Below are 16,840 nucleotides of genomic sequence, written 5' to 3' on the forward strand. Positions count from 1 at the left end.
TGGTACACTTTGGTTGATTTTCGCCCCAAAAACGGGGGCGCAGTATACTGTCTTTCGCCTGGAATCCCTAATGTCCTCACTGATCTACCTTCAGGGTTATCCTGCCCCTCTTCTTGAGCAGGTTCAGACGCTGATTACCCACCAGCGCTTAGGTGCGTTTCTGCAGGAACGCTACCCGGACACCCACGACGTGATGAGTGATAAAGCGCTGTATGACTACACGCAGGCGCTGAAAAATCGCTACATGCGCAATGCGCCGCCCATCAGCAAAGTGATGTGGGATAACAAGATCAAAGTGATGAAACATGCACTCGGGCTGCACACTGCCATCTCGCGGATTCAGGGCGGCAAACTCAAGGCGAAAGCGGAAATCCGCATCTCGACCTTTTTCCGCCTTGCGCCGGAGCCGTTTCTGCGGATGATCGTGGTGCATGAGCTGGCGCACCTGAAAGAGAAAGATCACGATAAAGCGTTCTACCAGCTCTGCTGCCATATGGAGCCGGATTACCATCAGCTCGAATTTGATGCGCGCCTGTGGATGACTGACCAGGCGATGCGCGGCAACGCGGCTTAAAGAAACTCCTGCGCTTTCTGAATCAGGCTGGTTTTGGTCAGCGCGCCCAGAAAGCGTCGCTCCTGGGGATTATTCAGTACCGGCAGTCGCTCCAGCGTGACGGCCGCAAAGGCTTCCCAGCCCTCACGCATACTCTGATTCTGATAGACCACCGGGAAATCCTGATCCATCACGCACTGCACCGGTGAATCCAGGGTAATCTCCTGCGCCAGCACCCGGCGCGAAATCTCATGAATCGACACCACCCCGAGGAAAGCGCCTGCGGCGTTGATGACATAGACGTAGCGTTCACGCTTCAGTGAACTGACCGCCAGCGCCTGCCCCACGGACTCTTCCGGCTGCAACGCCGCACCAGCAATAATCAGCTCGGCAATGCGCATATTGTCGAAATCATATTTCGCTTCTGAACGGCTGAAGTGATGGCTCACTACCGGATAGGTACTGGCAGATTGCAGACGATAAACCACCATCGACGCAAGGACGGTGGCGATCATCAGGGGGAACAGCAGGCTGCTGTTGAGCGTCATCTCCAGCACCATCAGCATCGCCATTAACGGGGCCTGACTGACCGCCGCCAGCACCGCCGCCATCCCGATTGCGGCATAGAGCAGCACATTACCCAGCGGCAGATGCAGCATTGCCCCCACCGTCGCAATGATGACGCCCAGCAGTGCGCCAATCAGCAGCGAAGGGGTAAAGAGCCCGCCGACCGCGTTCGACCCGACTGACAGGCTGGTGGCGAGGGTTTTCAGCAACAGCAGCAACAGCAGCCCAGGCAACAGATAGTCGCCCGCCATCACTTTCACGATCACTTCGTAGCCGTTGCCCAGAATATCGGTGGAGATCAGCGCCAGTAACCCTACCGCAAAGCCGCCCGCCCCCAGGCGCATGGGCAGGGAGGCGACCCGGCTGAACAGCACTTTGCTGCGGGCGATGCATTTAATCAGCATCCAGCCCGCCAGACCGGCGCACAACCCAATCACCACCGTCATCAGCAGGCTGCTGAGATCCATCGCGAAGTTCACGTCTGCCAGCGGATAGAGCGCACTGCGGAAGCCCAGCGTCCACATGGTCATCACGGCCGTCGCCGAGGCGATAATCAGGGGGATCAGCCGCTGCAACGCTGAAATACCAAAGGCGATCTCAGCCACAAAAATCGCCGAGGCCAGCGGCGCATGGTAGACCGACGAGAGACCCGCCGCGGCCGCCATCGCCACCACGTCACTGTTTTTCAGGTTAAGTGAGGCGGGTAACAGGCGGCCGATCGCGCTGCCGCACAGGGCCGAGAGCTGCACCATCGGCCCCTCTTTACCGATCGACGCGCCGCTGCCGATGCTGGCAATCGACGACAAGGCGCGGAATAACGAGGTTCGCGTCGGGACCGCATCGAGCCGGGCGTTGATCACTTCAAGATAATCGGTTTTCACCGTCTGCTGCTGCTCAATAGCGACCGCATAACGCAGAAAATAGCCCGCCAGCACCCCGCCTGCCCCCACCAGCAGCGGCCAGAAGATCCACGGCCAGAGATGCAGCGATTCGGTAATGTCGCCGCTGCGGGCAAACAGCAGATGGTTGATCAGTTCAATGATGCCGCGAAAAGCGAGTGTCACCAGCGACGCCGCACATCCGACGGGAAGGGCAATCAGCAGTGTGGTCCAGTTTAATGCGTGCTTACTTGCTTTCACCTGTGCTCCCTGGTTGGTGCCTGTTTATCATCGCTTCCGCATAGTATTGGAATGCGGATCGCAGGATCAATCCCTGCCTGCCCGGCGTGCTTGCACAGCGTCGGTGAGATGTTACTCTGCCGCTTTACCGCTACCGGAGAGATGACGTGATTCGTTTTGCCATTGTGGGAACAAACTGGATTACACGCCAGTTTATTGATGCTGCTCATGAAACCGGCGCAATGAAACTCTGTGCGGTTTATTCACGCAGTCAGCAGCAGGCTGACGCCTTTATTGCCGATTATCCCTGCCGACAGACCTTTACCTCACTGGAGGCCCTGGCCGCCAGCCCGGAGATCGATGCGGTCTATCTTGCCAGCCCGAACGCCCTGCACTGCCAGCAGGCGCTGCTGTTTATGTCGCACGGCAAGCATGTGATTTGCGAAAAACCGCTGGCCTCTAATCTGGCAGAAGTGGAGCAGATGATCGCCTGCGCCCGTGCGCATCAGGTAGTGCTGTTTGAGGCCTTTAAGACCGCCAGCCTGCCGAATTTCCTGCGGCTGCAGCAGGCGCTGCCTGACGTCGGAAAACTGCGAAAAGCGCTGCTGAACTATTGCCAGTACTCCTCGCGCTATCCGCGCTATCTCAACGGTGAGAATCCGAATACCTTCGATCCTCGCTGGTCGAATGGCTCGGTGATGGATATTGGCTATTACTGCCTGGCCTCGGCGGTGACGCTGTGGGGCGAGCCAGACCGCGTGCAGGCTACCGCGACCCTGCTTGAGAGCGGCGTGGACGCACACGGCGTGGTGGTACTGAGCTATGGCGATTTCGACGTCACGATTCTGCATTCTAAGGTGAGTGATTCCAGCCTGCCCAGCGAGATTCAGGGTGAAGCAGGCGCGCTGGTCATCGAAAAGCTTTCGGAGTGCCAGCAGCTGACCTTTATCCCTCGCGGTGCTGAAAAGCAGGCGCTGAGTCAGCCGCAGCATATCAACACCATGCTGTATGAAGCCGCCGCTTTTGCCCGGCTGGTTGCGGAGCGTCAGGTGGACCATCCGGCGCTTGCAGTGTCGCGCATTACCGCAGCACTGCTGACCGAAATCCGCCGTCAGACCGGGGTCATTTTCCCGGCCGATGGGGCCGCTGTGTAAATATTTCTAAATATGTCTGAGAGGTGTTGCTTCCTGTGCGGCTACACCGTAACGTAGCCTCCTGCAAAGGGGAGTAACTTGTAAGCTGATTGATCGTCACTACGTTGCGAAAGCATCCGGTCATCAGGCAACCCGGAATCTGTTTCTGTGTTGTAAGTGAGACCTTGCCGGAAGGCGAGGTTTGCTTACACTAAAATAAGCGGCTGACGTCTTCTGACTTCAGCCGTTTTTTATTTTTTTAAGACAGGATACGAATATGCAAACTGTGGGTACGCCTTTACTGTGGGGCAGCTTTGCGGTTGTGGTGCTTATCATGCTGGCTATCGACCTGCTGCTGCAGGGACGCCGCGGCGCGCAGACCATGTCTTTCAGGCAGGCGGCTGTCTGGTCGCTGATCTGGGTTTCCGTCTCACTGCTGTTCAGCGCCGCCTTCTGGTGGTATCTGGAGGGCAGCGCGGGACGTGAAGTCGCGAATACGCAGACACTCGCCTTCCTGACCGGTTACGTGCTGGAAAAAGCGCTGGCGGTCGATAACGTCTTCGTCTGGCTGATGCTGTTCAGCTACTTCTCCATTCCGGCCAATTTGCAGCGCCGTGTGCTGATCTACGGGGTACTGGGCGCTATCGTGCTGCGTACCATTATGATCTTCGCCGGTAGCTGGCTGGTCACGCAGTTCAGCTGGATCCTCTATGTGTTTGGTGCCTTCCTGCTGTTTACCGGCGTGAAAATGGCGCTGGCGAAAGAGGATGACAGTGCCGTGGGCGACAAGCCGGTGGTGCGCTGGCTGCGTAAGCATTTACGCATGACCGACGATCTCGACGGCGAGAAGTTCTTCACCCGCAAAAACGGCGTGCTGTTTGCCACTCCGCTGCTGCTGGTGCTGATCATGGTGGAACTCAGCGACGTGATCTTTGCGGTCGACAGTATCCCGGCCATCTTCGCCGTCACCACCGACCCGTTTATCGTGCTGACCTCAAACCTGTTCGCTATCCTGGGCTTGCGTGCCATGTACTTCCTGCTGGCAAACGTGGCAGAACGCTTCTCGATGCTGAAGTATGGCCTGGCGATTGTGCTGGTGTTTATCGGCTTTAAAATGCTGATTGTCGACCTCTACCACATCCCGGTCGGCATCTCACTGAGCGTGGTCGGTGCCATTCTGGCATCAACCCTGCTGATCAATGCCTGGGTTAACCGCAAAAGAGACCAGAAAAAGATCGCACCATAATTACCTGCAGGGGCAGCGGATGCCCCTGTTTTATTTTGCGGCAGCCTGCCACGCCATTTCATCTCTCTGTCACACTTCCACTATCCAGCATAATAAAAATCCGACCTGCTCCACAGCGACAGAACTTTCTCTTTTCTCGTCCGCTCTTTTCCTTATACTCCGCCGTGCAAACCGTTTTAGCCGATGCAAAACATCGTGTCTGAAACTACATCCGCGACAAAATATAGAAAATATTATGCAGAAAACTCTCTCCGCACGTCTGGGCACGCTGCTCGCCGGTAGCCTGGTGAAGCAAATCATGATTGGGCTGATCGCCGGTGTGGCGCTCGCCTGGATTTCACACGATGCCGCGCTGGCGGTTGGTCTGCTGGGTGAACTGTTTGTCAGTGCACTGAAAGCAGTTGCGCCATTGCTGGTACTGATGCTGGTCATCGCCTCGATTGCTAACCACCAGCAGGGCCAGCGGAGCAACATCCGGCCCATTATTATGCTTTATCTGCTGAGCACCTTCTTCGCGGCGGTGGTCGCGGTGGTCTTCAGCCATCTGATTCCACAGACGCTGACGCTGGCGGTGGGCAGCACGGAAATCGTTCCCCCTTCCGGCATCACTGAGGTGTTACGCGGACTGCTGATGAGCATGGTCTCAAACCCGATTACGGCCCTGATGCAGGCGAACTACATCGGCATTCTGGTGTGGGCCATTGGTCTTGGGCTGGCGTTCCGTCACAGCAGTGACAGCACCCGCGCCTTTCTCAATGATGCCTCACAGGCCGTGACCTGGCTGGTACGCTGTGTGATTCGTTGCGCGCCGATTGGTATTTTCGGTCTGGTGGCGTCAATTCTTGCCTCAACCGGCTTTGGTGCGCTGTGGCAATATGCCCACCTGCTGGCGCTGCTGCTGGGCTGTATGGTGCTGATGGCGCTGGTGGTCAACCCGCTGCTGGTGTTCTGGAAAATCCGCCGTAACCCCTATCCGCTGGTCTTCACCTGCCTGCGTGAAAGCGGCGTGACCGCCTTCTTTACCCGCAGTTCTGCCGCCAACATTCCGGTGAATATGGCACTGGCGAAACGTCTGAATCTGGATGAGGATACCTATTCGGTGTCGATTCCACTGGGCGCGACCATCAGTATGGCGGGTGCGTCAATTACCATTACCGTACTGACGCTGGCGGCAGTGCATACGCTGGGGATCAGCATTGATGTGCCGACGGCGATTCTGCTGAGTCTGGTGGCGTCACTCTGCGCCTGCGGGGCGTCGGGCGTGGCAGGGGGTTCGCTGCTGCTGATTCCGGTGGCCTGCAACATGTTCGGCATTCCGAATGACCTGGCGATGCAGGTCGTAGCGGTCGGCTTTATTATCGGCGTCCTGCAGGATTCGGCGGAAACCGCGCTGAACTCCTCCACCGATATTCTGTTTACGGCCGCCGTCTGTCAGGCAGAAGCGGCGCGCGAAACAAGTCGGGCCTGATTCAGTAAACATAAAAAGCGGCCCGTGAATCTGATACCGGCCGCTTAGTATTGTTGATAAAGTCCGGCCCGGTGGCGGTGAGGCCGACCCTGCGAAGGGAACACGGCCAGATCGGAAGTCGCAAAAACCGCCATCTATGGCGCGGGACGCTTTTCTCCTCTGACCGTGTTCCCTGCGCGTTGAGCTTATTCATTGCTGCTGTATTTGCCCCATATGGGCTTCTCAACAGTCTGAAACGACCCGCACTCTGGCGGGTCGTTTTTGTTCAGAGCGTCACCCCGCTTTTGAAAATCGCCAGCTCGCGGAAATCGTTCTTTTCGTTGTTGGTCGGCTGACCGCTGGCAATCGCCACAATGCTGTCGACAAAATCTTCCAGCATCGCATCCATGCTCATCCCCTCAATCAACCGTCCGGCATTAAAGTCGATCCAGTGCGGTTTTTTCTCTGCCAGTGGTGTGTTGGTCGCCAGCTTCACCGTTGGCACAAAACCACCATACGGCGTGCCACGTCCGGTACTGAACAGCACCATGTGGCAGCCCGCCCCCGCCAGCGCACTGGTGGCGACCGCATCATTTCCCGGCGCACTCAGCAGATTCAGCCCCGGCGTTTTTAACCGTTCGCCATACTTCAGGACATCGACCACCTGGCTCTGCCCCGCCTTCTGGGTACAGCCCAGCGACTTCTCCTCCAGCGTGGTGATGCCGCCCGCTTTGTTGCCCGGCGATGGGTTCTCGTAGATCGGCTGCTGGTGATCGATAAAGTACTGTTTGAAGTCGTTGATCATCGCCACCGTTTTGCGGAAGGTTTCTTCATCGCGACAGCGGCTCATCAGGATGCGCTCTGCGCCAAACATCTCTGGCACTTCGGTCAGCACGGTGGTGCCGCCATTGGCGATCATCTGGTCCGAGAATCGCCCCAGCAACGGGTTTGCGGTGATGCCCGAAAAGCCGTCCGAACCGCCGCACTCCAGCCCAAACTTCAGCTCACTGAGTCTGCCCGGCTCGCGACGGTCATGGCGCATTTTTTCATACAACGCATGCAGACGCGCCAGGCCGGCTTCCACCTCGTCATCATGCTGCTGGCAGACCATAAATTCGACCCGGTCGCTTTCGAATGCGCCGAGGGTGTCCCGAAACGCATCGACCTGATTATTTTCGCAGCCAAGACCAATCACCAGCACCGCGCCCGCGTTGGGATGGCGCACCATATTCTGCAGCATGGTACGGGTATTTTCGTGATCCTGCCCCAGCTGCGAGCAGCCGAACGTGTGACTGAACAGGAACGCGCCGTCGATGTCTTCTGCCTGCTGCGTCTCCTTCAGAAAGCGCTGCAGAATCTGACGCGCAATGCCGTTGACGCAGCCGACAGTCGGCAGGATCCACAGCTCATTGCGGATGCCGACTTCGCCACTGGCGCGACGGTAGATCTGTACCTCACGATCACCCGGCTGCGGCGGCAGCGTCACAAAATCGGGCTGATAGGCATACTGATCCAGATCGCTGAGATTCGTGCGGGCATTCTGCGAATGGATGACCTCACCGGCGGCCACAGGCTGTGTGGCATGGGCAATCGGCAGCCCATATTTGATTACCAGCTCATCCTGCGCGATTGGCTGCAGGGCAAATTTATGCCCGCGTCCGACCGCCTGCTGCAGCGACACATGCAGTGGCGGCAGCTCAATTGTGGCACCCGCGTCTAAGTCACGTAACGCCACGGCGACGTTGTCGCGGGGATCAATTTTAATTGCGTCTTGCATAGCGTTATCTCAGTTGATTCAGCGCCTCACGCATGCCGTGAGCGATGATATTTTGCAGGTGTCGGGTAACAATCGCAGCCAGTCCGGGCTGACGGGTTAAATCTTCGCCCCAGTGTTGTGCGTCGCTGAGCACACCGTGTACCAGCTGTTGCGGTGACATCTGGTCTGCATCAACCGCTTTCCAGCCGTCGGCATAGCGCTGTAACCACTGCGGCTCATCCTGTAATGGCCAGCTTTTTCCGGCTGACTCACCCCGGTAGAAAGCTATCAGCGCCGCCAGTGCAAAGGTGATGTGCGTCGGCCACACGCCGGTTTGCTGATGGGCGGCAAGCAGGGGCGTCAGCAGGCGCGTGCGGAACTTGGTCATGCCGTTGAGGGCAATCGACAGCAGCGCATGGCGAATAAAGGGATTACGGAAGCGACGTTTTACCGCGTCGGCAAAGGCGTGCAGTTCATCATCCGGCAGACCCAGCGTCGGGATCACGTCGTGACGCAGCAGGTTATCGACAAAACCGGCAATCGCCGGATCGGCCATTGCCTCCCCCACGCTCTCAATCCCGGCCAGAAAAGCCACCGGCACCATCGCGGTATGCGCGCCATTCAGGATCGCCACTTTCTGCGCTTTATAGGGCGCAATGTCATCCACATGCCGGACCTGCGGTGACAGCGCCGCCAGCTTCAGTTCACTGAACAGCGCCGACGGTCCCTGAATCACAAACTGGTAGTAGACTTCGCCCGCCACCAGATAGCGATCGTCATAACCCAGCTCACTTTGCAACTGCTCGCTTTCTGCCGGAAAGCCGGTGACGATGCGGTCGACCAGCGTGTTGTAAAAGGCACAGTGCTGATGAAGCCAGGTTTTGAATTCTGATGGCAGATGCCAGTGGTCGGCGTAACGCAGCACCAAATCACGCAGCGTATCGCCGTTGTGGTCAATCAGCTCGCACGGCACCACCAGCCAGCCCCGGTCGCTGGCCCCCCCGAAGTGGGAATAGCGCGCCCACAGCAGCTGCGTCAGTTTGCCGGGGAAACTGCTGGCGGGCTGATCGGTGAGCTGGTCTGTGCCGACAAAAGCAATGCCCGCTTCGGTGGTGTTGGAGAAGACCATGCGCAGATCGGGATTGCGCGCCAGTGCCATAAACTCACCAAACTGCTGCCAGGGCTGAATTTCACGGTTGAGGCTGCGGATCAGCCGGGTTTCGCTGACCTGCTCGCCCTGATCGTTCAGGCCGCGAATCAGCGTGGTGTAAAGGCCATCCTGCTGATTCAGGCTGTCGCGGACTTCACGGTTGCGCGGCCGCACCACCACAATCCCGGCATCGGTGCCCTGATGTTCATTCAGCCAGTCGATCTGCCAGTCAATGAAAGCGCGAAGAAAGTTACCTTCGCCGAACTGGATCACCCGGTCGCGATAGACCGCACCCGGAAAGTCGTGGCGGTTTAGCCTTTTCATTATCAGGCTCCCAGTTCGATGCCGAAGTAATCGCGGGCATTGTTGAAGCAGATGTTCTGTACCATCTGGCCTAACAGCGCTTCATCGGCGGGTGCTTCCCCCTGCGCTACCCAGCGGCCCATCATCTGGCACAGCAACCGGCGGAAATATTCGTGACGAGTGTAGGAAAGGAAGCTGCGGCTGTCGGTGAGCATCCCGACGAAGCGGCTGAGCAGGCCAATCTGCGCCAGCTGGGTCATCTGACGCTGCATACCGTCCAGCTGATCGTTGAACCACCAGGCCGAACCGAACTGCATTTTCCCCGCCTGACCTTCGCCCTGGAAGTTGCCTGCCATCGTGGCCAGCACTTCGTTATCACGCGGGTTCAGGCAGTAAAGAATGGTTTTCGGCAGCGCGTTATTGAGATTTTGTGCGCCCAGCAGGCGTGCCAGCGGTTCCGCCAGCGGCTGATCGTTGATGGAATCAAAGCCCACATCCGGTCCCAGCAGCTGGTACTGGCGCGGGTTGGTGTTGCGCAATGCGCCAATGTGATACTGCTGTACCCAGCCACGGCGGACATATTCGCTGCCCAGCCAGACCAGTACCGCCGTTTTGAACTGTGCCGTTTCCTGCGGATTCGGCGCAGTACCGCTACGACGACGCGCCAGGATTGCATCCAGCGTGGCGTCATCCGCCTCGGCGTAACAGACGACATCCAGCGCGTGATCGGAAACCTTACAACCGTGTGCGGCGAAGTGATCCAGCCGCTGATGCAATGCGCTGCGCAGATCGTCAAAGCGCTGCACGCTGATGTCGGTCAGTTGCTCCAGCGTCTCGATCCACGGCAGGAAGGTTTCCGCTTCAATATTAAAGGCTTTGTCGGGACGCCAGCTCGGCAGCACTTTGACGCTGAAGCTGGCATCGTCTGCCAGTGCGCGATGATGGCGCAGATCATCCAGCGGATCGTCCGTGGTGCCAACCATCTTCACCTTCATCTGCTGCATGATGCCGCGTGCGGTAAAGCTATCCTGTGCCAGCAGTTCATTGCAGCGATGCCAGATGCTGTCAGCGGTTTTCTCAGAAAGCAGCGTATCGGTAATACCAAAAGGGCGACGCAATTCCAGGTGAGTCCAGTGATAGAGCGGGTTGCCGATGGTGTGCGGCACGGTGCGGGCCCAGGCGTCAAATTTTTCACGATCGCTGGCGTTACCGGTACAGAACGCCTCAGCCACGCCGTTGGCGCGCATCGCCCGCCACTTGTAGTGATCGCCCTTCAGCCAGATGTCATAAAGGTTGGCGAAGCGATAATTTTCGGCAATCTGCTGCGGCGGTAAGTGGCAGTGATAGTCGAAAATGGGCTGATCCTTCGCGTAGTCGTGATAAAGACGACGGGCGAATTCGCTATCCAGTAAAAAATCCTCGGTCATGAAACGTGACATACAAGCTTCCTCATCGACGGAACCACAGATGGCCCAAAGTTATCATACCAATTTCAGCCCGATACGGATTTATTTGCGATCCTACTCACATAAACGACGGTAGCCGGGTGCCGTTATGGATATTTCTGTCGCCCGCAGCGCGCTAAATGGCTGTCATTACGCAGGTTTCCAGTATCCCACAGCACAGAAAGGGTTTTTGTGATGGCTCTCAACTTTTAAAGTTGTATAACAAGTTAGGCTCTCGCCCTATCGTGAGGCCGTTAGCGGCCCACAAATGGCAAGGTCATAACAGGGTTGCTGATACAGGACCTGCGGGCGTGAGCAAACTGCATCACGTGCTGTCCCGCTCCAGATAACAACAGCGGCAAGACCGCATACAGAACTGGAAGAGGTAGAGGATGCGTAAGATAAAAGGGTTACGCTGGTACATGATTGGACTGGTGACGCTCGGAACGGTGCTGGGGTATCTGACCCGCAACACCATCGCCGTGGCAGCCCCGACATTACAGACAGAGCTGCATATCACCACGCAGCAGTACTCCTACATTGTGGCAGCCTATTCAGCCTGCTACACGCTGATGCAGCCGGTAGCCGGTTATGTACTGGACCTGCTCGGCACCAAAGTTGGCTACGCCATGTTTGCCGTATTATGGGCGATATTCTGTGCCGCCACGGCGATGGCGGGCAGCTGGGGCGGCTTCGCTCTGGCCCGGGGCGCAGTCGGTGCCGCAGAAGCGGCGATGATCCCGGCCGGTCTTAAGGCGAGCAGCGAATGGTTTCCGGCCAAAGAGCGCTCGGTTGCGGTAGGCTACTTTAACGTCGGTTCGTCTATTGGCGCGATGCTGGCACCGCCGCTGGTGGTCTGGGCGATTATGGCGCACAGCTGGCAGATGGCATTTATCATTACCGGCGTGCTGAGCATGGCCTGGGCGCTTTGCTGGCTGGTGTTTTACAAGCACCCGAAACAGCAGACGAAACTGAGCGATGAAGAGCGCGACTACATTATCTCCGGTCAGGAAGCGCAGCATCAGACCGGTAACACCCGCAAAATGTCGGCGCTGGAGATTATCCGCAATCGCCAGTTCTGGGGCATTGCGCTGCCGCGTTTTCTGGCAGAACCGGCGTGGGGAACCTTCAATGCCTGGATCCCTCTGTTCATGTTTAAAGTTTACGGCTTCAATCTGAAAGAGATTGCGATGTTCGCCTGGATGCCGATGCTGTTTGCCGACTTTGGCTGCATCCTGGGTGGCTATCTGCCGCCGCTGTTCCAGCGCTGGTTTGGCGTTAACCTGATTGTTTCCCGTAAGCTGGTGGTGACAATGGGCGCGGTGTTAATGATTGCTCCCGGCACCATCGGGCTGTTCACCAGTCCCTACATCGCCATTGGGCTGCTGTGCGTCGGTGGCTTTGCGCATCAGGCCCTTTCTGGCGCGCTGATCACCCTGTCGTCAGACGTTTTCGGCCGCAACGAAGTGGCTACGGCTAACGGCTTAACCGGCATGGCAGCCTGGACCGCCAGTACCCTGTTTGCGCTGGTCGTCGGAGCACTGGCCGATACGCTGGGCTTCAGCCCGCTGTTTGCCGCGCTGGCAGTGTTTGATCTGCTGGGTGCTGTCGTTATCTGGACGGTTCTGAAAAATAAACCCATTTCAGAGTTGAAGGCTGAAGCGGTTATTCCGCAGGCCAGCGCCGTTCACAATTGATCTGCATGGCTGGCCTGCGCCAGCCCATTTCCTCGCACGTCCTGAAGTGGTATAACAACTTATCTGTCTGCTATCAGGATTGTGCTATGGACCTCACTGAATCCCGTCGACTCTATCAACAGCTGGCCAGCGAGCTAAAAAGCCGCATTGAAACCGGACGCTATCCGGTGGGTGACAAACTGCCAGCTGAGCGCCTGATTGCCGAAGAGATGGAAGTGAGCCGCACCGTTGTCCGCGAAGCGATCATCATGCTGGAAGTTGAAGGCTATGTGGAAGTCCGCAAAGGCTCCGGTATTCATGTTATCGCCAGTCAGCAGCAGAATCGCGTGGCCGCCACCAGCAGCCAGCTGGAATTCGCCACCTTTGGTCCGTTTGAATTGCTGCAGGCGCGCCAGCTGATTGAGAGCAATGTGGCAGAGTTCGCCGCCACCCAGGTGACGCGTCAGGACATTATCGACCTGATGGCGATTCAGGAAAAAGCCCGCCAGGAGGATCATTTCCGCGACTCCGAGTGGGACATGCAGTTTCATGTGCGTATCGCACAGTCCACCCAGAACAGTGCCTTAGCCGCCATCGTTGAAAAAATGTGGCTGCATCGTCTGCACAATCCCTACTGGCTTAAACTTCACGAACACATCGACCAGCGCAGCATTCTTAGCTGGTGCGACGACCACGATCAGATTCTCAAAGCGCTGATGCGTAAAGATCCCGCCGCCAGCAAACTGGCAATGTGGCAACATCTGGAAAATACTAAGCAGATGCTGTTTAACGCGACGGCGGATGATTTTGAATTTAACGTGGACCGTTACATGTTTGGTGAGAATCCGGTCATCCTGCCTGACGGGTCAAGTAACGCCCGCTAAAAGAGCCTGAAAACATCCTGAGATGGTCAGTTAATCTGCAATAGTGTCAGGTCATGTAAAGCTCCTTTTTACACGCCGTTTCACAAGGTAAAACTCCTGTTCGCCAGCGAGTTTTCCTGTCTCAGACAGGCGAATTTTGTTACAGTTATCGCCCTTTTATTACCCTTTGCGACAGGGGGTTATAAAGTCGCTGATTTAACAATCAATTCTGGAAGGATCCGGAAAATCCCGCCCAGGCTGCGCTCCTAAAATTTATAACGAAATGCCGGTCTGCGTTTAAGTCCCTGTGGGACATGTTTAACAATGATGTTCAGGAATGATTGATGGATATTTTGCAAGCGTTGCTGCATGCCCTGTGGCAACAGGATTATGAAACCCTCTCCGATCCCACGCTGGTATGGGCTATTTACGGCGTGCTGTTTATGATTTTGTTCCTGGAAAATGGCCTTCTTCCTGCCGCATTTCTGCCGGGTGACAGTCTGCTGATTCTGGTCGGCGTTCTGATTGCCAAAGGCACCATGAGTTTCCCCCTGACGATTCTGGTTTTAACCACCGGCGCCAGTCTTGGCTGCTGGGTAAGCTATATTCAGGGCCGCTGGCTGGGCAATACGCCCACGGTGCAGAAATGGCTCTCACATCTTCCCGCCCAGTATCATCTGCGTGCGCACAGCCTGTTCCATCGCCACGGCTTGTCTGCGCTGCTGATTGGGCGCTTTATCGCGTTTGTGCGAACCCTGCTGCCGACCATCGCCGGATTATCAGGCCTCAGCAATGCCCGCTTTCAGTTCTTCAACTGGGTAAGTGCTTTCCTCTGGGTCGTTATTCTGACCGTTATCGGCTTTGCGCTGGGTAAAACCCCGATTTTCCGTCGTTACGAAGATGAAATGATGTTCTTCCTGATGATGCTGCCACTGGCGCTGCTGGTCTTTGGTCTGGTGGGATCGCTGGTGGTGTTATGGCGTAAGCGTCAGGCGAATCAAAACGGGAAAGCCGAGTAATGAAACTGCTGCAGGCTATTCCTAAACGGTGGATACCGTGGTTGATTGCTGGCGCGCTCGCGCTGATCGCACTTTGCGTCGTCCCTCCTCTGATGCAGCACGAGACGGTAGTGCAGATTCGGGTTTCTCATGCTGGCGCAACGCTGCCTGATGGCTTTTATCTCTATCAGCAATTAAGTGCGCAGGGTATTCGGATTAAAAGCATCACACCTGCGGGTGACGCCCTTATCATCCATTTTGACAGCGAAGAGCAAAGCCTGGCGGCGCAAAAAGTATTACGCCGCCTGCTGCCACAGGGCTTTATTGTGGCCCAGCACGAGCACGCTCAGCACCTTTCCCTCGCGTAATCAGCCCGTCTCTTTTCTTTTCAGGCCGCCACAGCATGATGTGGCGGCCTGAAAGCCACTCTATCTCCCGGTCTTCTTTGAACTTTTTACTATCGCTGTCTATGCTTAACCGAGAGTCGATTCTCAGCAGCCGAAATCACACGATGACACGGATGATGGGGGATCAGGTCGCAAAGGAAGGGTCCAGGACCGATGAAATATCAAGTAATGTTGGGTGTCGTACTGTTTTCGCTGTCGGGTTCGCTGCTGGCGGCAGAATCGCTTTGTGAGCAGAAAGAACAGGATATTCAGCGTGAGATCGGGGTGGCGCAGAAGCATAACAACCAGCGCCGGGTTAACGGACTGGAGCGCGCGCTGACCGAAGTCCGGGCAGATTGCAGTGATAAAAAGCTCGAGGCCGCTCATCTGGAAAGAATTAATGCTCAGAAGCAGAAAGTTGCTGAGCGTGAGCACGCATTAAAGGAAGAGCGTGAAGAGGGCCACGACAGGGAAAAAATTGCTAAGCGACAGGAAAAACTGGATGAAGCACGCCGGGAGCTTAAAAAGTTGCAGGCGGAGCCCTATTAATCGGAATTAACCAACTGATGTTAAAGGAGTATTTCATGTCTAAAGACACATCATCGGAACATTTGCGTGCTGAACTGAAAAACCTTGCCGACACCCTGGAAGAAGTGCTGAGCAGCAGCACTGAAAAATCCAAAGGCGAGCTGGATAAACTTCGCAATAAAGCGCGTGTGGCGCTGGATAGCTCACGTGAACGTCTTGGCGAATCAGGCGAGCGTATTGCGGCGACGACCCGCGAAGCGGCGCAGAAAGCGGAAGGCTATGTGCGTGAAAATCCATGGCATGGCGTGGGTATCGGTGCAGCGATTGGCGTCGCACTGGGCATGCTCATTTCGCGTCGATAATTATGACTGACTCACAGCATAACCACGGCCCGGCTAAAGGGGTCATCAACATCGGCCAGCGCATTGTGACCACGCTGGTTGGCATGGTCGAGACGCGTGTTCGTCTGGCAGTGGTGGAACTGGAGCACGAGAAAGCGAACCTGATACAGCTGCTGTTGATGGTTGGCCTGACAATGCTGTTTACCGCATTTGGTCTGATGAGCCTGATGGTGCTGATCATCTGGGCAGTGGATGCGCAGTACCGTCTGATGGCCATTGGCATCACGACAGGCACGCTTTTCCTGCTGGCTGTTATTTTCGGGTTCTGGACGCTTCACAAATCACGTCAGTCCACGCTGTTGCGCCACACGCGCAAAGAGCTGGAGACAGACCGTAATTTGCTTGAGGACCAGCGCTGATGAGCCGCCGCGAGCGTGAAGAACGCATCCATGAACTGCTTAAGCATGTGCAGCAGCAGCGGCTGGATTTAAGCGCTGCGCGGCGTGACTGGCTGGAAGGCACCGCCCACTACGATCGCGGCTGGTTTACTTTCCTCAGCTTACGTCGCTATCTGGCCATCGGCAGCAGCGCCCTGGCTGTTTACTCCATTCGCAGTCCCAACAAGCTGCTGCGCTGGGCAAAGCGGGGATTCGGTGCATGGAGCACCTGGCGCATGATCAAGTCCGCCCTGCCCCCGCGTTAATCCTGCTTAAAGCCGGCCCTGAAAAGGCCGGCTTTTCTTCATCAGAATTTCTGAAGAACACTGACAGTTTATCTCGCTTACAACCTTTCCACGCCGCGATTATCATCTCCAGCTATCAACCCAATGAATGCAGAACTGCTTTCAGCGGGCATAAACCCTGCGGGCAGTTTGCCCTGCATCCCTGATAGTGCTGGAGTAAATGATGAAAAAATTCGAAGACGTTGGTTTGTTACTGGCTCGCATCCTGATGCCAATCCTGTTCATTACGGCTGGCTGGGGCAAAATCACCGGTTACGCAGGCACCCAGCAATATATGGAAGCGATGGGCGTGCCTGGCTTTATGCTGCCGCTGGTTATTCTGCTGGAGTTTGGTGGCGGTCTGGCCATTCTGTTTGGTTTCCTGACCCGTTTCACCGCCCTGTTCACTGCCGGTTTCACCATCCTGACCGCGTTTCTGTTTCACAGTAACTTTGCCGAAGGCGTGAATCAGCTGATGTTCATGAAGAACCTCTCTATCGCCGGTGGTTTCCTGGTGTTAGGCCTGGTGGGTCCTGGTGCCTATAGCATTGACCGCCTGATCAGCAAAAGAAACCCACAGGCGATTACGCGCTAATCTCACATAAAGCG

The 16,840-nt window shown here is 56.4% G+C and carries 17 protein-coding genes; 13 read left to right on the forward strand and 4 right to left on the reverse strand.

The features are described 5' to 3' along the window. The first annotated feature begins 70 nt into the window (after positions 1–70). Complete coding sequence (locus N5J69_RS13920; RefSeq protein WP_013359120.1) at positions 71–574, forward strand: M48 family metallopeptidase; 504 nt, start codon at positions 71–73, stop codon at positions 572–574. Here the strand turns inward: N5J69_RS13920 and N5J69_RS13925 are convergent. Next, positions 571–2,259: a chloride channel protein gene (locus tag N5J69_RS13925; protein WP_279771088.1), complete on the reverse strand. Its 1,689-nt coding sequence runs from the start codon at positions 2,257–2,259 to the stop codon at positions 571–573. The two genes, N5J69_RS13920 and N5J69_RS13925, sit on opposite strands and share 4 nt — an antisense overlap. 146 nt (positions 2,260–2,405) lie before the next feature. Here N5J69_RS13925 and N5J69_RS13930 point away from each other — a divergent pair, with 146 nt between their 5' ends. From N5J69_RS13930 to sstT, 3 genes are all read left to right on the forward strand, one after another. Further along, positions 2,406–3,392 (forward strand): Gfo/Idh/MocA family oxidoreductase, encoded by a 987-nt coding sequence (locus tag N5J69_RS13930; RefSeq protein WP_279771089.1) that lies wholly within the window; start codon positions 2,406–2,408, stop codon positions 3,390–3,392. A 256-nt stretch (positions 3,393–3,648) separates the two neighbouring features. Next, a complete protein-coding gene (locus N5J69_RS13935) occupies positions 3,649–4,617 on the forward strand; it encodes a TerC family protein (protein WP_279771094.1) in 969 nt (322 codons plus the stop codon). A 235-nt stretch (positions 4,618–4,852) separates the two neighbouring features. Then, positions 4,853–6,085, forward strand: a complete 1,233-nt coding sequence (gene sstT, locus N5J69_RS13940) for a serine/threonine transporter SstT (RefSeq protein ID WP_279771095.1) — start codon at positions 4,853–4,855, stop codon at positions 6,083–6,085. A gap of 265 nt (positions 6,086–6,350) precedes the next feature. On the opposite strand, the gene N5J69_RS13945 is transcribed toward sstT, so the two are convergent. The 3 genes from N5J69_RS13945 to uxaC are packed head-to-tail and all read right to left on the reverse strand — an operon-like array spanning position 6,351 to position 10,712. Next, positions 6,351–7,841, reverse strand: a complete 1,491-nt coding sequence (locus tag N5J69_RS13945) for an altronate dehydratase family protein (protein WP_279771096.1) — start codon at positions 7,839–7,841, stop codon at positions 6,351–6,353. 4 nt (positions 7,842–7,845) lie between these two features. Next, positions 7,846–9,294 (reverse strand): tagaturonate reductase, encoded by a 1,449-nt coding sequence (locus N5J69_RS13950; protein WP_279771097.1) that lies wholly within the window; start codon positions 9,292–9,294, stop codon positions 7,846–7,848. A gap of 2 nt (positions 9,295–9,296) precedes the next feature. After that, positions 9,297–10,712, reverse strand: a complete 1,416-nt coding sequence (gene uxaC, locus N5J69_RS13955; protein ID WP_279771098.1) for a glucuronate isomerase — start codon at positions 10,710–10,712, stop codon at positions 9,297–9,299. Positions 10,713–11,110: 398 nt separating this feature from the next. Here uxaC and N5J69_RS13960 point away from each other — a divergent pair, with 398 nt between their 5' ends. The 9 genes from N5J69_RS13960 to N5J69_RS14000 all read left to right on the forward strand — a co-directional run bounded on the left by N5J69_RS13960 (position 11,111) and on the right by N5J69_RS14000 (position 16,826). Beyond that, a complete protein-coding gene (locus N5J69_RS13960) occupies positions 11,111–12,415 on the forward strand; it encodes an MFS transporter (RefSeq protein WP_279771099.1) in 1,305 nt (434 codons plus the stop codon). A gap of 86 nt (positions 12,416–12,501) precedes the next feature. After that, positions 12,502–13,278, forward strand: a complete 777-nt coding sequence (exuR, locus tag N5J69_RS13965; RefSeq protein WP_279771100.1) for a transcriptional regulator ExuR — start codon at positions 12,502–12,504, stop codon at positions 13,276–13,278. 323 nt (positions 13,279–13,601) lie between these two features. Continuing rightward, positions 13,602–14,276, forward strand: a complete 675-nt coding sequence (locus N5J69_RS13970) for a DedA family protein (protein ID WP_098052313.1) — start codon at positions 13,602–13,604, stop codon at positions 14,274–14,276. Continuing rightward, positions 14,276–14,623 (forward strand): EnvZ/OmpR regulon moderator MzrA, encoded by a 348-nt coding sequence (gene mzrA / locus N5J69_RS13975; protein WP_279771101.1) that lies wholly within the window; start codon positions 14,276–14,278, stop codon positions 14,621–14,623. The genes N5J69_RS13970 and mzrA overlap by 1 nt, the downstream gene beginning before the upstream one ends. Before the next feature lie 192 nt (positions 14,624–14,815). After that, positions 14,816–15,190: a DUF1090 domain-containing protein gene (locus N5J69_RS13980; RefSeq protein ID WP_279771102.1), complete on the forward strand. Its 375-nt coding sequence runs from the start codon at positions 14,816–14,818 to the stop codon at positions 15,188–15,190. Positions 15,191–15,225: 35 nt separating this feature from the next. Beyond that, entirely contained in the window at positions 15,226–15,531 is a 306-nt protein-coding gene (locus tag N5J69_RS13985) for a YqjD family protein (RefSeq protein WP_089414886.1), read from the forward strand. Between the two features lie 2 nt (positions 15,532–15,533). After that, positions 15,534–15,929, forward strand: a complete 396-nt coding sequence (locus N5J69_RS13990; protein WP_279771103.1) for a phage holin family protein — start codon at positions 15,534–15,536, stop codon at positions 15,927–15,929. Beyond that, on the forward strand, positions 15,929–16,213 hold the full coding sequence (locus tag N5J69_RS13995; protein ID WP_150013541.1) for a YqjK-like family protein: 285 nt from the start codon (positions 15,929–15,931) through the stop codon (positions 16,211–16,213). Before N5J69_RS13990 ends, N5J69_RS13995 begins: the two co-directional genes overlap by 1 nt. A gap of 202 nt (positions 16,214–16,415) precedes the next feature. Continuing rightward, a complete protein-coding gene (locus tag N5J69_RS14000; RefSeq protein ID WP_279771104.1) occupies positions 16,416–16,826 on the forward strand; it encodes a DoxX family protein in 411 nt (136 codons plus the stop codon). The last annotated feature ends 14 nt before the right edge of the window (positions 16,827–16,840 follow it).

It is taken from the genome of Pantoea sp. GD03673 (assembly GCF_029844725.1).
Classification (GTDB): Bacteria; Pseudomonadota; Gammaproteobacteria; order Enterobacterales; family Enterobacteriaceae; genus Pantoea.

What these genes read in the sequence shown, in the direction of transcription:
- N5J69_RS13920 (WP_013359120.1), top strand. Translation starts at nt 71, where the DNA reads ATGTCCTCACTGATCTACCTTCAGGGTTATCCTGCCCCTCTTCTTGAG.
- N5J69_RS13935 (WP_279771094.1), top strand. Translation starts at nt 3,649, where the DNA reads ATGCAAACTGTGGGTACGCCTTTACTGTGGGGCAGCTTTGCGGTTGTG.
- sstT (WP_279771095.1), top strand. Translation starts at nt 4,853, where the DNA reads ATGCAGAAAACTCTCTCCGCACGTCTGGGCACGCTGCTCGCCGGTAGC.
- N5J69_RS13945 (WP_279771096.1), bottom strand. Translation starts at nt 7,841, where the DNA reads ATGCAAGACGCAATTAAAATTGATCCCCGCGACAACGTCGCCGTGGCG.
- N5J69_RS13950 (WP_279771097.1), bottom strand. Translation starts at nt 9,294, where the DNA reads ATGAAAAGGCTAAACCGCCACGACTTTCCGGGTGCGGTCTATCGCGAC.
- uxaC (WP_279771098.1), bottom strand. Translation starts at nt 10,712, where the DNA reads ATGTCACGTTTCATGACCGAGGATTTTTTACTGGATAGCGAATTCGCC.
- N5J69_RS13960 (WP_279771099.1), top strand. Translation starts at nt 11,111, where the DNA reads ATGCGTAAGATAAAAGGGTTACGCTGGTACATGATTGGACTGGTGACG.
- exuR (WP_279771100.1), top strand. Translation starts at nt 12,502, where the DNA reads ATGGACCTCACTGAATCCCGTCGACTCTATCAACAGCTGGCCAGCGAG.
- N5J69_RS13970 (WP_098052313.1), top strand. Translation starts at nt 13,602, where the DNA reads ATGGATATTTTGCAAGCGTTGCTGCATGCCCTGTGGCAACAGGATTAT.
- mzrA (WP_279771101.1), top strand. Translation starts at nt 14,276, where the DNA reads ATGAAACTGCTGCAGGCTATTCCTAAACGGTGGATACCGTGGTTGATT.
- N5J69_RS13980 (WP_279771102.1), top strand. Translation starts at nt 14,816, where the DNA reads ATGAAATATCAAGTAATGTTGGGTGTCGTACTGTTTTCGCTGTCGGGT.
- N5J69_RS13985 (WP_089414886.1), top strand. Translation starts at nt 15,226, where the DNA reads ATGTCTAAAGACACATCATCGGAACATTTGCGTGCTGAACTGAAAAAC.
- N5J69_RS13990 (WP_279771103.1), top strand. Translation starts at nt 15,534, where the DNA reads ATGACTGACTCACAGCATAACCACGGCCCGGCTAAAGGGGTCATCAAC.
- N5J69_RS13995 (WP_150013541.1), top strand. Translation starts at nt 15,929, where the DNA reads ATGAGCCGCCGCGAGCGTGAAGAACGCATCCATGAACTGCTTAAGCAT.
- N5J69_RS14000 (WP_279771104.1), top strand. Translation starts at nt 16,416, where the DNA reads ATGAAAAAATTCGAAGACGTTGGTTTGTTACTGGCTCGCATCCTGATG.